The sequence below is a fragment of the Clostridium celatum genome (assembly GCF_021412605.1).
Lineage (GTDB): Bacteria > Bacillota > Clostridia > Clostridiales > Clostridiaceae > Clostridium > Clostridium celatum.
The window spans coordinates 1-14810 of the sequence record NZ_JAJKGM010000001.1 but is presented as its reverse complement, the minus strand read 5'-3'; the positions used below and the strand labels follow the sequence as shown (position 1 = coordinate 14810).

General features: G+C 26.2%; 17 protein-coding genes and 1 riboswitch. Of the genes, 4 read left to right on the top strand and 13 right to left on the bottom strand.

All coding sequences use genetic code 11. The annotated features are described in order from the left end of the window. Positions 1-7: 7 nt before the first annotated feature. The 5 genes from thiE to thiD form a co-directional block, all read right to left on the bottom strand. On the bottom strand, positions 8-634 hold the full coding sequence (gene thiE / locus LPC13_RS00080) for a thiamine phosphate synthase (protein WP_005214204.1): 627 nt from the start codon (positions 632-634) through the stop codon (positions 8-10). 154 nt (positions 635-788) lie between these two features. Further along, positions 789-1400, bottom strand: a complete 612-nt coding sequence (gene thiT / locus LPC13_RS00075) for an energy-coupled thiamine transporter ThiT (RefSeq protein WP_005214206.1) — start codon at positions 1398-1400, stop codon at positions 789-791. A gap of 35 nt (positions 1401-1435) precedes the next feature. Next, positions 1436-2089 (bottom strand): thiaminase II, encoded by a 654-nt coding sequence (tenA, locus tag LPC13_RS00070; RefSeq protein WP_040419721.1) that lies wholly within the window; start codon positions 2087-2089, stop codon positions 1436-1438. A 1-nt stretch (position 2090) separates the two neighbouring features. After that, entirely contained in the window at positions 2091-2903 is an 813-nt protein-coding gene (thiM, locus tag LPC13_RS00065) for a hydroxyethylthiazole kinase (protein ID WP_005214209.1), read from the bottom strand. A 78-nt stretch (positions 2904-2981) separates the two neighbouring features. Next, complete coding sequence (thiD, locus tag LPC13_RS00060; protein WP_005214210.1) at positions 2982-3779, bottom strand: bifunctional hydroxymethylpyrimidine kinase/phosphomethylpyrimidine kinase; 798 nt, start codon at positions 3777-3779, stop codon at positions 2982-2984. Positions 3780-3928: 149 nt separating this feature from the next. Then, a riboswitch (TPP riboswitch) is annotated at positions 3929-4026 on the bottom strand. 141 nt (positions 4027-4167) lie between these two features. Here thiD and LPC13_RS00055 point away from each other — a divergent pair. Continuing rightward, entirely contained in the window at positions 4168-4896 is a 729-nt protein-coding gene (locus LPC13_RS00055) for an HAD family hydrolase (protein WP_005214212.1), read from the top strand. Positions 4897-4966: 70 nt separating this feature from the next. Here LPC13_RS00055 and LPC13_RS00050 read toward each other — a convergent pair whose 3' ends face one another. Both LPC13_RS00050 and LPC13_RS16900 read right to left on the bottom strand, forming a co-directional pair. Next, on the bottom strand, positions 4967-5926 hold the full coding sequence (locus LPC13_RS00050) for a DUF2232 domain-containing protein (protein WP_005214214.1): 960 nt from the start codon (positions 5924-5926) through the stop codon (positions 4967-4969). Positions 5927-6001: 75 nt separating this feature from the next. Then, complete coding sequence (locus tag LPC13_RS16900; RefSeq protein ID WP_005214215.1) at positions 6002-6124, bottom strand: hypothetical protein; 123 nt, start codon at positions 6122-6124, stop codon at positions 6002-6004. 112 nt (positions 6125-6236) lie between these two features. Here LPC13_RS16900 and LPC13_RS00045 point away from each other — a divergent pair, with 112 nt between their 5' ends. Continuing rightward, complete coding sequence (locus LPC13_RS00045) at positions 6237-6983, top strand: 3'-5' exonuclease (protein ID WP_005214216.1); 747 nt, start codon at positions 6237-6239, stop codon at positions 6981-6983. A 265-nt stretch (positions 6984-7248) separates the two neighbouring features. Beyond that, positions 7249-7944, top strand: a complete 696-nt coding sequence (locus tag LPC13_RS00040; protein ID WP_195244665.1) for an NERD domain-containing protein — start codon at positions 7249-7251, stop codon at positions 7942-7944. A 50-nt stretch (positions 7945-7994) separates the two neighbouring features. Here LPC13_RS00040 and LPC13_RS00035 read toward each other — a convergent pair whose 3' ends face one another. The 5 genes from LPC13_RS00035 to LPC13_RS00015 all read right to left on the bottom strand — a co-directional run bounded on the left by LPC13_RS00035 (position 7995) and on the right by LPC13_RS00015 (position 12468). Beyond that, a complete protein-coding gene (locus LPC13_RS00035; RefSeq protein WP_005214220.1) occupies positions 7995-8429 on the bottom strand; it encodes a PTS sugar transporter subunit IIA domain-containing protein in 435 nt (144 codons plus the stop codon). A 153-nt stretch (positions 8430-8582) separates the two neighbouring features. Continuing rightward, on the bottom strand, positions 8583-8735 hold the full coding sequence (locus LPC13_RS00030) for a hypothetical protein (RefSeq protein ID WP_005214222.1): 153 nt from the start codon (positions 8733-8735) through the stop codon (positions 8583-8585). A 36-nt stretch (positions 8736-8771) separates the two neighbouring features. After that, a complete protein-coding gene (locus LPC13_RS00025; protein WP_005214224.1) occupies positions 8772-10550 on the bottom strand; it encodes a M3 family oligoendopeptidase in 1779 nt (592 codons plus the stop codon). An 18-nt stretch (positions 10551-10568) separates the two neighbouring features. Beyond that, positions 10569-11558: an L-glyceraldehyde 3-phosphate reductase gene (gene mgrA / locus LPC13_RS00020; RefSeq protein WP_005214226.1), complete on the bottom strand. Its 990-nt coding sequence runs from the start codon at positions 11556-11558 to the stop codon at positions 10569-10571. A gap of 199 nt (positions 11559-11757) precedes the next feature. Then, positions 11758-12468 (bottom strand): hypothetical protein, encoded by a 711-nt coding sequence (locus LPC13_RS00015; RefSeq protein ID WP_005214228.1) that lies wholly within the window; start codon positions 12466-12468, stop codon positions 11758-11760. Positions 12469-13155: 687 nt separating this feature from the next. Here LPC13_RS00015 and asnA point away from each other — a divergent pair. After that, the gene (gene asnA, locus LPC13_RS00010; protein ID WP_234088438.1) at positions 13156-14181 is read left to right on the top strand and encodes an aspartate--ammonia ligase; all 1026 of its coding nucleotides are present in this window, start codon (positions 13156-13158) and stop codon (positions 14179-14181) included. A 212-nt stretch (positions 14182-14393) separates the two neighbouring features. On the opposite strand, the gene LPC13_RS00005 is transcribed toward asnA, so the two are convergent. Continuing rightward, positions 14394-14810, bottom strand: a 417-nt coding sequence (locus tag LPC13_RS00005; protein WP_320414739.1) for a group II intron maturase-specific domain-containing protein, incomplete at its 5' end; no start/stop codon positions are given.

The following is a 14810-nucleotide window of genomic DNA, read 5'->3' as shown; positions in this document are numbered from 1 at the left end:
ATTATTTTTAGCTTCTTAATTTTTCAATTTCACTGCACCATTTTTCACATTCACTTTTTATATCTTCAGCTCCTAATATTGCTGAAACTACTGCATATCCATCTATGTTAGAATACTTTAATTCTTGAATATTATTTAAATTTAATCCTCCAATTGCAACTATAGGTAAATTAACTTCTTCTTTTATACTTTTTAAAGTTTCAATTGATACTGATTTTGCATCTAATTTAGTTGTTGTATTAAACATTGCCCCTACACCTAAATAATAAGCTCCATTTTCTTTTGCTATTCTTGCTTCTTCAATAGTTCTTGCAGATACTCCTATAATTTTATTAGCACCTATTAATTCCCTAACTTTATTTGCTGGTATATCACTTTGTCCAACATGAACACCATCTGCATCACAAATCATAGCAATATCAACTCTATCATTAATTATAAGTTTTACATTATATCTTCTTGTTAATTCTCTAAGTTTAATTGCTTTTTCTAAAAATTCCTTGCCACTAGATTCCTTTTCTCTTAATTGAAGCATTGTAACTCCACCTTTTAATGCCTCTTCAATACACTTATAAAAATCTCTATCTTCTAAAATATTTGAATCTGTAACTAAGTATAATTTTAATTCATTCATACAATTCTCCTCATATTTAATATATTTTTTATTATTTAATTCTCTTTAGATTTTTTGACTAAATAATAGTATTCTAGATTTGATTATTAAGATTTCCTCTATATAAACACTTTTTTAACTTTAAATTCTTATGGTATGCTAATCTTAAACTCCACTATTTATTATAAATTTGTGTTTTTTCTATAGCTTCATGTTTAAATCGTTCTAATGGAATTATTGCTATAACTATAGTACATAAAATACCTTCAACCCCAGCACTAGTAAAGTTATATAAAAATGAATATAAATATGGATTCATCCCTTCTGGTGCAAACTGTGCAAAAAATACTACACCAGAAACAAAATATGAAAATACACATAAAGCAACTGCAAATAGTGATCCAAGTACAATTTTATACTTCTTATCACTTCCTAAAATACATGCAAAACCTAATGCCATTGGTCCAAATAAACAATCTAAGAAAAACTGAACTGGATGTATTACATATGCACCATTTAATAATGATAAAACTCCCCATATTAAACCACCTGTAATACCTGCTGTTCTTCCATATAATAATGAAAGCACCATTATTGGTAGCATTGAAAATAAAGTAATCCCTCCACCTTGAGGATATTTAACAAATTGAATCAAACTAAGCATGAAAGCTAGTCCACTCATCATTGCTATAACTACCATTTCCTTAGTATTAATTGGATTTCTTTTTAAGTCTCTAAAATATAACATAAATATCATTACTGATATTACCCCAATAAAAATTACCATCTTGCTTTTTACTCCTTAAAACTTCTTATATTTAACTATTTATTTGCCATATTCCAAAATTCCATTTCATAAAGACTAGATTTAACAAATATATCTTTTAAATTTTCTTTTTCAACTTCTGATATGTTTTCACATAAATAATCAATATAATCAATCCATTCTTGAGCACATTGCCTAAACTCTTCTGATGCATACTCCTCTATCCATGGAGCATAAAAATTACCCTCTAAATTTTCTTTATAATTATCATAAAGATGCTTTCCAATGTAATAATAGCTCCAAGTACATGGCATTATTGTCATGGCAATTTCTTTTGCCCCACCTTTTAATGCAATACCGAGCATGTAATTTGTATAGCTTGCCGTTGTTAATTCACATTTATACTTTTCAACTTCCTCTGGAGTTAATCCAAATTCTCTTAAATAATTTATATGAACTGCAGTTTCATCCTCTAATACACCTTTAATTGATTGATGATAAAATTTCATTTCTTTCATGGTACTGGCCTTAACAACACCCATTGCAAAAACCTTGGCATAGTCTTTTAAATATAAATAATCTTGTATTAAATAATTTTTAAACTTCTCCTTATCTAAAGTTCCTTCTCCTATACCTTTTACAAATGGATGTTCTAAATACTCATTCCAAAGACCTTTAACTTCTTCAAATAAAACTTGTGAAAACTTCATATTACTCAAACCTCGCATATTCTTTTAACTTGTCTACATTCATTTCATAGACATTATTCATTAACTTTTCTTTAAAGCTACCAATTGCAATATTATTTATATCAGCTAATTCTCCACTTACTCCCATTGTAAGTACTCCCATAGCTACAGCTTCTAACTTGCTTATGGTTATTTCTTCCTTTGAATTTACTAATGTATCATAAGCACCTAAATAACTTCCAATTAAACTTCCAGTCATACACCCAGTTCCTGTTATACTTTTAAGCTTTACAGTTCCATTTTTAATTTTAATTACACTTTCACCATCACTTATATAATCTACCTTACCTGTAGCAACTATAATACTCCCTAACTTATTAGCTACTCTTTTAACCACTTCTGAGTTATCTTCATTATCATCAAAAGAGTCAACCCCTTTTCCTCTTACATCTAAACCACCTATAAACTTAATTTCTGAAATATTTCCTTTAACTACATCAAATTTAATTTCATTTAAAAGTTTATTTGTAAAATCACTTCTAGTTTTTGTTGCAAAGACCCCTACTGGATCTAAAATAACTGGTTTATTAAATTTATTTGCAGTCTTCCCAGCTTCAACAAATAAATTTAATCTACTTGAATTCATAGTTCCTATATTAATTACTATTGAATTTGCAACACTTACTATTTCTTGTACTTCTTCATCACTATAACTCATCAAAGGGCTTGCCCCTAAAGCTAAAGTTACATTTGCACAATCATTTATAGTAACCTCATTTGTATAATGAAGCACTAATGGATTTATTTCTTTTACCTTATTGATTAATTCATACATCTCATATTCTCCTTAATATATAAACTTATACTTTTAAACAGTTTCTACATAACTTTTTTTATTTCCTTAAACAATTTTTTACTCTTCAAATTTATAAAAATGATTAACTGGCCCCACGCCTTGTCCAATATCAAAGCTATGTCTTATTGCTTCAGTTATATATTCCTTACTCAACTTTACAGCTTCTCTTATTTCATATCCTAAAGCTAAATGTGAAGCTATTGCAGAAGATAATGTACATCCTGTTCCATGAGTATTTTTTCTATCTAATCTTTCTTGTTTATATATTTCAAATGTTTCTTTGCCTATTAATACATCAACTGCATCTCCTTCAAGATGCCCACCTTTCATAAGTACATACTTAGGTCCTAACTCTAATATTTTTTTACCAGCTTCCTTCATATCATCTATAGTGTTTATTTTTATACCTACTATTTCTTCAGCCTCTAATGTATTCGGTGTTATTATATATGCCATTGGTATTAATTCTTCAATTAAACTCTTTTTAGCCTCTTTCCTTAATAATGAATATCCACTTTTAGATATCATAACTGGATCTACAACTAAATATTTAGGTTTATAGTGAGCTAAAGACTCCACTATAACTTCTACTATTCTTGAACTAGATACCATTCCTATTTTTACTGCTTTTGGTTCTATATCTTCAAAAACAACTTCAATTTGTTTTCTTATTATATCCTCACTTAATTCTTCTACTAAAAATACACCTTGTGTATTTTGAGCTGTTATTGCAGTTATAACACTCATTCCATAAGTTCCTATTGCACTAAAAGTTTTTAAATCTGCTTGTACTCCCGCTCCTCCTGATGAATCTGATCCTGCAATTGTTAATGTTGGTATTTTGTAATTTCTCATTTTTTTCTCCTTATCTTAATTTATTTAATAAATGAAAAATTCCAATCTGATTAATCCCGTTTTTTGTATTTTTTCAATTTAAAGGAAATAAAAATAGCTATACTCCTCCGGAATATAGCTATAGGCTAACAATAAAATTTATATAATTAATTATATATTTTATGCTTTCCTCCGCTGGTATTATCCAGATCAGGTACAAGGGTTAATATTACTATTTCTCAGCCTAAAGGCACCCCTAGCAATTTTTTCTATTTATCTTATACTTTAATTATATTATAATATAACAAATTATCAATAATTATCTTATTTTTTATATTTAACTTAAATAATTATATATTTGTTGATATAATTTTAATAAAAACTAAAGATAAATAAAGGAGGTTTGGTTATGTCAAAAACTGCTGCATTTTTTGATATTGATGGAACAATATACAGAGAAGGATTAATTACTGAAGTCTTTAAAAAAATAATTAAATATGATTTAGTAGATGAAAAAAGATGGCATACATATGTAAAACCAGCTTATATTAACTGGGATAAAAGACAAGGTGATTATGATACTTATCTTTTAAAAATGGTTGATGTGTATATAGAAGCTATTAAAGGACTTGATAAATATCATATAGATTATATTGCAAGAAAAGTAATAGAACAAAAAGGTGATAGAGTCTATACTTTTTCTAGAGAAAGAATTAAATGGCATAAAGATAGAGGAGATATTGTAATTGCAATATCAGGTTCTCCTATAGAGTTAGTTAAAGAAATGTCTTCAAAATATAATATGGATGATTATAGAGGTACTATTTATAAATTAGATGAAAATAACAAATATAACGGTGATATAATTCCAATGTGGGATTCAGAAAGTAAAGAAAAAGCTATATTAGAGCTATGTGAAAAATATGATATAGATCTTAGTAAAAGCTATGCATATGGTGATACTGCTGGCGACTTTACAATGTTTAAGTATGTAGGAATTCCTTATGCAATGAACCCAACTCGTGAACTTATTTCTAAAATATTAGAAAATGAAGAAATAAAAAATAAAATAAATATCATAGTAGAAAGAAAAGATGTTACTTATAAACTTGATATTAACTCTTTAAGTTTAATTTAAATTAATAATGACAAATTTGAAATTATAATAAATATTAAAATTTATTATCGCTACAAATTTGTCATTATTTTTATCTTCTTACTAAAATCTTTCCTAAACCATTAATTTGCTTACTTCTTAAATTTAATATCAAATCAAAAACTATACTTGTAACAACAAGAATAATAAATGTAGATTTAAAATCTACTAATAACATGTATATCATTGCAAAATAAAAAAATTTACTGTATCCATTTGCTTTTGTAATTAAAATCATACCTGTCATAACAAATGATAAAGAATCCTTTAAAACAAAATATATAGCAATAACCTTAATAGCCATTATTACAGTATTAAAATATATAAAATTAACTTGTAGATTTAAATATTTAAATAGCTCTAATAATATTAAGTATCCAATTGCTATAAAAAAAGTTTTTCTACTGCAACATATATAAGAACCAACTTTTTTAAAATTATGAATAATGTCATATTTTTCAGTATTATTTTCATTTAAAATTTTAAGCCTCTTTCCAATAAATAAAGCTGCTATATATGTAATTAAAATAGTACTCATCGGTACTGTTGCTACAAATATACTAAATGCTATTTTCATAGCCTCTTCATTTAAAGAAAACATATTCCTATATTCATCAAATTCCTTCATAAAGCTATATCCTGTTAATTTAGAAAAATATACATCAATTAAAACCATTAAAAAGCATCCTAATACAGCTGAATAAAATAAATCATCAAAAATTGTTGACTTCTTTTGTATAAAATAACCACAAATTAATCCCATTAATATTCCTTGACTCATCCATATTCCAGATACTATATCACCTACTGCTAATACAACTATAAGTAATGATGTAATAGATGCTAATACTGTATATTTAAAATCTAACCTCATATATATAAGACAAACTATTATGGGTACTATCATATCCAAATATAGTGTATATGCTATCCCAGTATAAATAAACATCATGCTACATACTACAAATAATGCTGATAACATTGCTGCTTCTGTTAATTTTTTAGTATTCAAATTCTCACCACTTTTCTTCCATAGTTACTTCATTTTATTATACCCCCATGTTTAATAATATAACATGAATTTTTTTTAAATTTTTACTCCTTGGTTTAAAACTTTTTCTTTATAAAAAATGTTTAATCCTTCAAATGTTGGCTCAATACCTTTTTTCAAACACTCTTCTACATAATTTTTTAACACATAAATACTCATAAATAACACCTCTTTTTAAGACATTTCATTGTTTTTATGTTTTAATATATGTAATAACTATTATGTTAATAACTAAAAATAATAAAAACTTTCAAAAAACGTAGGTGCAAATATGAATTATATAATTTTTGACTTAGAATTTAACCAACAACATCCTGATGATATAAAAGATGATAATAAACCTGAACTATTATTTGAGATAATACAAATAGGTGCACTAAAATTAGATAGTAAGTTTAATACAATCTCTACTTTTAATTACTTAATTAAACCTAATATTCATACAAAAATTCATCCTTACGTAGAAAATTTAACAAAAATAACTGAAGATGAATTAAATAAAGCTTTAGATTTTAAAAATGTATATAATGAATTTTTAAAATTTATTGGTAATACTGATAGTGTATTAGTAGTTTGGGGAACTTCAGATATAAAAGAATTACTAAAAAATATAGAATTTAATAAATTATCTACATCTCCAATTCCTAAAAAGTATATAGATATACAAAGTTATGCCACTAAATTATTTAAATTGCCTAAAGGCCAAAAAATTGGATTAAAAAAAGCTGTAGAGGTTTTAGAGATAGCTGTAGATGGTGAGTTTCATGATGCATTTTTTGATGCTCATTATACAAGTGAAGTTTTTAAATCTATTTATAATAAAAAAATAATACCTCAAGTTTATAATAAAACATTAGAGAAAAGACCTAAAGTAAAAAAAGAAAAGTTAGATTCTAAAGCTTTAATTAATGAATTTGAAAAAATTTATAATAGAAAAATGTCTAAAGAAGAAATTCAAATTATAAGACTTGCTTATTTTATGGGAAAAACAAAACAATTTATTATAAAAGATGAATAATTTTCCATAAAGTAGTTATTCTAATTACTAAAGGAGGCTACTTAAAATGGTGCTTGTTTTAGTAAATTCAATGTTTTTTATTTTTAGATTTATATTCAATATAATTAAATTTTTAATATACATATGTGTGAAAGTATTATCCCTTGTATTAAAGGTCCCACTACTTAGATTTGCCTTATTACTTTTTGTTTTAGGACATTTTTTAGATTTAAAATTTGAATTTTTATCTAAAATTTATATCATTTATATCATACATTTAGGAGCATTGTATTTTAATATTTATAAAAGATTATTTATTTATTTAAATTATACTTATAATAAACTATATAATTTCTTTAAAGTTTCTTTTTCCTTAAGACCATTAAAAAATGAGAGTATAATTTTAAATAATTTATGCATAGAAAACGATGATTCAAATAACTGTACTATAGATGATTTAGTAATAACTGATGGCGGTATTTTTATTATTAAAACTTTAAATTATTCTTATAATGAATTTTTACTTAAAAGTACTACTAATAATAAATCCAAAAGTAAATTAAATAACGATTCGTTAATTGACTTAGAAATAATCTATAAAATTTGTGATGAATGTAATAACTGTTATACCTTACTAAAAGAAATTATATCTTCTGAAATACCTATAACTCAGGTTATTGTTTTACCTAATGAGGATTCAGTTGTTCCTTTAGATGATAATATTAAAATTCCAATTATATTGGCAAAGGATCTGCCATTTTTCATCAAAAAGAATCTTGATACATCTAAAAATTGTTCACCATTATCTTTAAAAAATACCTTATTAGATAACAAGGTTTGGTTCTTTGATATCTTGCTTTTAAAACTTAAATACTTTATTTCAAATAATAAAGTATTATTATTATTTTTTTTAATTTCTTTAATTTTCTATTCTGTATCTACTACTTCTGTATCATACATTTCTTTTCGCTTTTTAAAGTAAAATTATAAGCTATGAAAATAAATATAATATTTATTTTCATAGCTTACTTTTTATATTATTTCATATTCTTTCATTTCATCCCTTAATTTAGATATACCTTCTACTAAAGTATTGGGAAATAAATTTTTAATGTATTCAATTATACTATCGCAATTACCACCATTTTCTGCAATTGATATACTTTCTATTAAAATAGGTACATTTACCCCTGTAAGTACATAAAATTTATTTGGCTCTCTAATACATCTTACCATACACCTTTTAAAAGGACTTCCATTTATCATATCACAAAATATAATTATCTTTTCACATTTACCATAAAGATTTGATATAGCACTGCTAATCTTTTTATCTAAATCATAAACTTTTTCACTATCAATATAATCAACTACTTCTATATTTTCACGCTCACCAATTAACATCTTACAAGCACTATATAATCCTGAGGCAAAGTTACCATGACCAGTTATAATAAATCCAACCATTACTTAACTTATCCTCCTTACTTATATTAAGATAGTTAAAATACATGATACTAAATACCATTTATATATAATTTATTAATATATTCCATAAATTCTATATATATTATTATATCTCTATCTTCGTCTTGTTATTCAATAATATTAAACTAGAAGTTATCCTAACATTTCGTATTTATCTAAATTTGCTTGCTTGACTATTTTGTTATAAACATGTTTTATATCATCTACATTATTATTAAATGCCATATTTTCAATTAATGAATCTAAGATAATCATTATTTCCTTTTCATCTAATTTTAATTCCATAAATCTCACACTCTCTTTTTATAGTTTCATATTGAACTATTTATTCTCACTAAGCTTAATAAACTCTTCTATGTCCTCTTCGATTGTTTTAAGTGAATTTTCCCAGAATGTTTTATTATGAATATCAATTCCTACAGCCTTTGTTATATCTGCAATTTTATTTTTTCCTGTAATAGATAAAAGTTTTTCATACTCACTTGTAAAACTTTCTCCCTTATTAATATATTCTGCATATAAACCTTTTGCAAATAAAAGCCCAAATGCATAAGGGAAATTGTAGTAATTGTAATTAGCATCATAATAATGCGGTTTCCATGTCCACATATATGGATGTAAGTATTCTGGATCTAACCCATCCCCATATGCTTCTCTTTGTGCATTAAGCATAAGTTCTTTTATTTGTTCTACTGTTAAAGAACTTTCTTTTCTAGCTTCAAAAACTGATTTTTCAAATAAAAATCTTGAATAAATATCTACAATAACTTGAGTACAATCACAAATTTCAGCTTCTAATATTGCAAGTGCTTCTTCTTTACTAGCTTCCTTAATTGCTGCCTTCTTTATAATTGTTTCACAAAATGTAGATGCTGTTTCTGCTATTGGCATTGGATATTCTGAATTTAATGTAGCTTCATTCTTTAAACATTCTCCATGGAATCCATGGCCAAGTTCATGGGCCATAGTAACTACATCTCCAAAACTTCCACTATAATTTAATAATATTCTACTTTCACCTATAAAGTGAAGTCCAGCACAAAATGCTCCTCCAACTTTTCCTTCTCTAGGTTCTACATCTATCCAACTATTATCCATTGCTTTCTTTGCATAATCAGCCAAGTGGTCACTAAATGTTCTAAAGTTTTTAACTACAAATTCACAGCCTTCTTCATAAGTAAATTTCATATCTGCATTAGATACTGGTGCATATAAATCATACCAAGGTAATCCATTTTTATGTCCTAATAATTCTGCTTTTTTTCTAAGATATTTTCTAAATACAGGTAAACTTTCCTTCATTGCATCAAGCATTGCATTTAAAGATTCTTCATCCATTCTTGAATCTATAAGAGTTTTTTCTAGTGGAGATTTATATCCTCTAAAATTACAAACTGTTAAAACTTCTCCCTTAATTCCATTAAGAGAAGCTGCTACTCCTTCTTCCACCTTTTTATAAGCTTCTATTTCAGCTTCATAAGCTCTCTTTCTTACTTTAGCATCCTTATCTTCGGCCATATTTAAAACTACTGTTAATGGATATTCTTTTTTTACCCCATCTTCATCAATTTCAACCATTAAAGATGAAATTAGATTATCTTTTAGCTTACTCCACGCATTTGAACCTGTATTTTTCATATTAGCAATTATGTTTTCTTCTCTATCACTTAATAAGTATTTACTTTGATCCACTACATTTTTTAATACAAACTCATGTGCTTTTAATAATTCAGATTGATTTATTACTTTATCTATATCAGTTATAGAACTAATATATCTTTCTATCTTTGTTGATGCTTCAACTATATTAGTTAATTTCTTTTCAAATACATCTGAATATTTAAGTGCTTCTGCATTTTTTGTATTTACACTTATATTAAGTTCTATAAAACTACCTAATCTTGATACTAAATCTGTTAATTTTGAAAATCTTTTTATATATTCTTCTAATTTATCTATAATATTTTCATTATCTGTTACAATTTTATCTACCCATTTATTAATATCATCTATTTTATTATCTAATTTTTCCATATCGATTTTAAATTCATTACTATGAAATGATGGATATAATTCTTTTAAACTCCAATTTAAATTCATTTTTTACTCCTCCCAATTCTATTTTAAAATTTCATCTATTAAATTTAATTCTTCATTTGTAAAATCTAATTTATTAATTGCTAAAACACACTCTTCAATTTGACTAACCTTACTAGCTCCTATAAGAACTGAAGTAACATTATTACCTCTTAATACCCATGATAAAGCCATTTGAGATAGCTTTTGTCCTCTATTTGCAGCTACTTCATTTAATCTTGATACTTTTTTTATTAACTCTTCATTTATATCACTTGCTTGTAAAAATCTACTTTCACTAGCTACCCTAGAATCACTTGGAATACCATTTAAATATCTATCAGTTAATCTTCCTCCAGCTAAAGGTGAAAAAGCAATACTTCCTACTCCTTCTTCTTTTAAAACATCTAAAAGCCCATCTTCAACCCATCTATCAAGCATAGAATATCTTGGTTGATGTATAAGACATGGTGTTCCTAATTCTTTTAACACTTCAATTGCCCTTTTTGCTTCTTTAGGCTTGTAATTTGAAATCCCTACATATAAGGCTTTTCCTTGTCTTACTAGTAAATCTAATGCAGACATAGTTTCTTCAATTGGTGTTTCTGGATCTGGTCTATGATGATAAAAAATATCAACATAATCTAAACCTAATCTTTTTAAACTTTGATCTAAACTTGATACTAAGTATTTTTTTGATCCCCAATTTCCATAAGGACCTGGCCACATATCATATCCAGCTTTTGAAGAAATTATCATCTCATCTCTATATGATTTAAAATCATCTTTTAATATTCTACCAAAATTAGTTTCTGCAGAACCATATGGTGGGCCATAATTATTTGCTAAATCAAAATGAGTTATTCCTAAATCAAAAGCTTTTCTAACCATAGCTTTGCTATTTTCAAAATTATTTATATCACCAAAGTTATGCCAACATCCTAAAGAAATAGCTGGCAATAATAATCCACTTTTCCCACACCTTCTATATTTCATATTGTCATATCTTTTTTCATTTGCTACATAAACCATATTTTATCCCCCTCTTATATAATTCCATATTTTATATTATATACCTATATATAAAATAATACCATTTTCTTATTTGTTAAATTTTACACGCTAAATAGTAGCTATCATTTTATATAAAAAATAAACTTTAAGTAGTTTTAATAATTAAAACTACTTAAAGCTCATAAAATTTATTAATCAATATTTATAATAGCTTTTATTATTTATCGATTTTAACTTGTAATTTTTCAATCCATCCCTTTTTATACTTTAATGATATATATCCAATAATACTCATTATAAATGCTCCAAGGGCATCAACTATTAAGTCTTTCATAGTATCTACCAATGCAGCTCTGCCAATAAGTGCTTCACCACTTTCTAAAGCAAACTTTTGCATATTTAATCCTAATACTCCATCAAAAGTAAATTCATATATTTCCCAAACTACTCCTAATGTTACTGCAAAACAAAATGAGAATATAACTACAAATAATGGACTTAAATTCATAGGAACTTCCTCTGTCTTGTTTAATAATGTTACAAAAGAAAACCCTAAAGCCCCAAGCATAGCTCCACTAAATGTATGCAAAATAGTATCCCAATGAGGTACATTATAATAAAAACTTTTAACTTCTCCTAAGTAGATTGCACAATATAAAAATATTGTGTATAAAATAAGCATATTAGATGGTATATCTATCCTTAATCTATGCTTTAACATCCCTGGTAACAACATTGCTACAACACCTAAAATACATTGAGTTAGCATTAAAACATAATCACTTTTTATACGAACAAATGGTTCATTTGGATTCATAATAGTTGGTGCCTTAGCAATTGCATAAATTAAATAAACAATAGTAGAAATTAACGAAAGCATTACAAAATAATTTAATATCTTTTGCCAATTAATTTTTCTCTTTTTCATTTTTCTCTCCTTGCTAGTAATATAATATAAGTAAAAATCTATACTATATAATTCTAAAATTATATTTTCAAAACACTATTCTATATTAAAAAATGATAAAAGTAAAATAATATACCGTAATATTTGCAATATTAACAAATTTTTAATTATTTTCATTTTTCCTATTTACACTTTTTACTAACTATTATATTATATATATCAAAGATAAATAACAGCGTTGATAGAAAAAAGTAGTTTTTATGATCTATTAAAGCGAGCAAGGGATGGTGTAAGCCTTGTAAGAGTAGTTTTAATGAAAAACATTCTTGAGCTTCTAACCGAAAGAGTGAAATCTGAAGATTAAATTGAAATTGCATCTTAAAAGGAAATACCTTTTCCTTGCGTCAAAGGTGTAAGTTCGATTTGCCAAATTAAAATTACATCTTAAAAGGAAATACCTTTTCCTTGCATCAAAGGTGTAAGTTCGATTTGCCAAATTAAAATTTGGAATCTCACTTATCTCACTTAAGTAGACTTAGACGGGGTCTGACCGTTAAAAAGGAACAGTCTTGAATTTGTATTCAGCACTGATTGAGATAGTATATTTTTATACTAATTTAGGTGGTACCGCGGAAGTAACCTTTCGTCCTATATATTTTAGGACGAAAGGTTTTTTTATATTATTTATTATTTTAGGAGGAATATTTTATGAAAGAACAATTAAAATCACAAGTTTTTGTACCAAAAAACTATAAATCAAGCTTATCTTTAATAGAAACAGAAGTAGCAATAAAAAAAGTTAAAGATTTTTTTGAAAGTAAGCTTGCCGAAATATTAAATCTTACAAGAGTTTCAGCTCCATTATTTCTTGATCATAACTCTGGATTAAATGATAATTTAAATGGAATAGAAAGACCTGTTAGCTTCGATATGCTTGCAATAAATGATAGCAATTTGGAAATAGTACATTCTTTAGCTAAATGGAAAAGATTCGCTCTTCACAGATATGACTTCAAAGTAGGAACTGGCTTATATACTGATATGAATGCTATAAGAAGAGATGAAGAACTAGATAACTTACATTCAATATATGTTGATCAATGGGATTGGGAAAAAGTTATATCTAAAGAAGATAGAACTATAGAAACATTAAAATCTACAGTAAATAAAATATTCTCAGTATTTAAAGCAACGGAAGACTTTATTTGCTCTGAATATCCATCACTTGATAAAATTTTACCTGATGAAATTACTTTTGTTACATCTCAAGAACTTGAAGATATGTATCCTTCTTTAAGCTCTAAAGAAAGAGAAAATGCTATATGTAGAGAACATAAAGCAGTATTTATAATTGGTATTGGTGATACATTAAAATCTGGAGAAAAACATGATTGTAGAAGCCCTGATTATGATGATTGGTCATTAAATGGAGATATTTTATTCTACAATCCTTTATTCGATACTGCTATAGAACTTTCATCAATGGGTATTAGAGTAGATAAAAAAGCCTTAGATTATCAACTTACTAAAGCTGGTTGTGAAGATAGACGTACTCTTCCATTCCATAAAGCTTTATTTGAGGATAAACTACCACTTACTATGGGTGGTGGAATTGGACAATCAAGAATCTGTATGTTCTTTTTAAGAAAAGCTCACATTGGTGAAGTACAAGCATCTATTTGGGATGAATATACTCATGAAAAATGTGAAGAAGCTGGAATTGAACTTCTTTAATATACAATTACTTATACATTTAAAAAAATCACTTTATATTAAATAAGTAATTATATAAATAATTGGCTGTATTTAAGAATAATGTTGATATTAACCTAACTCTTAACACAACCTTTTTAATTTTTAATCGAGTAGGAGGAAAATAATTATTTTATTTTCCGTCCTCTCACACCACCGTGCGTACCGGTCTGGTACACGGCGGTTCTTTAAGTTTAATGAATTTTAATATATTGATGCGTTAGGCTTTTCAAGCCTAAGTCGGTAAAGAATTGATTTGTAAGTGTAGTATTTGATATAGCACTATTAGCTGTTCGCCAATATCCTTTACGGGTATTGGCAAATTTTATTGCTTGATAGTGATTTAATCCCAATTTCTTAAGGTTTTTATATCTTGTTTTAACCTTTTTCCATTGTTTCCATATACACATTCTTAATCTTTGTCTTATCCATTTATCCAATTGTTGAGCAATACCTTTGCATTTGGCTATTCCATAATAATTAATCCATCCAATATTTATTTGGTTCATTTTAATTATTCTTTGTTCCAAAGTCATCGGTTTTGACCTTGATAGTATTTCTCTAATTTTATCTTTATATCTTTTTAATGATTGTTTAGATATAGTAGTGCA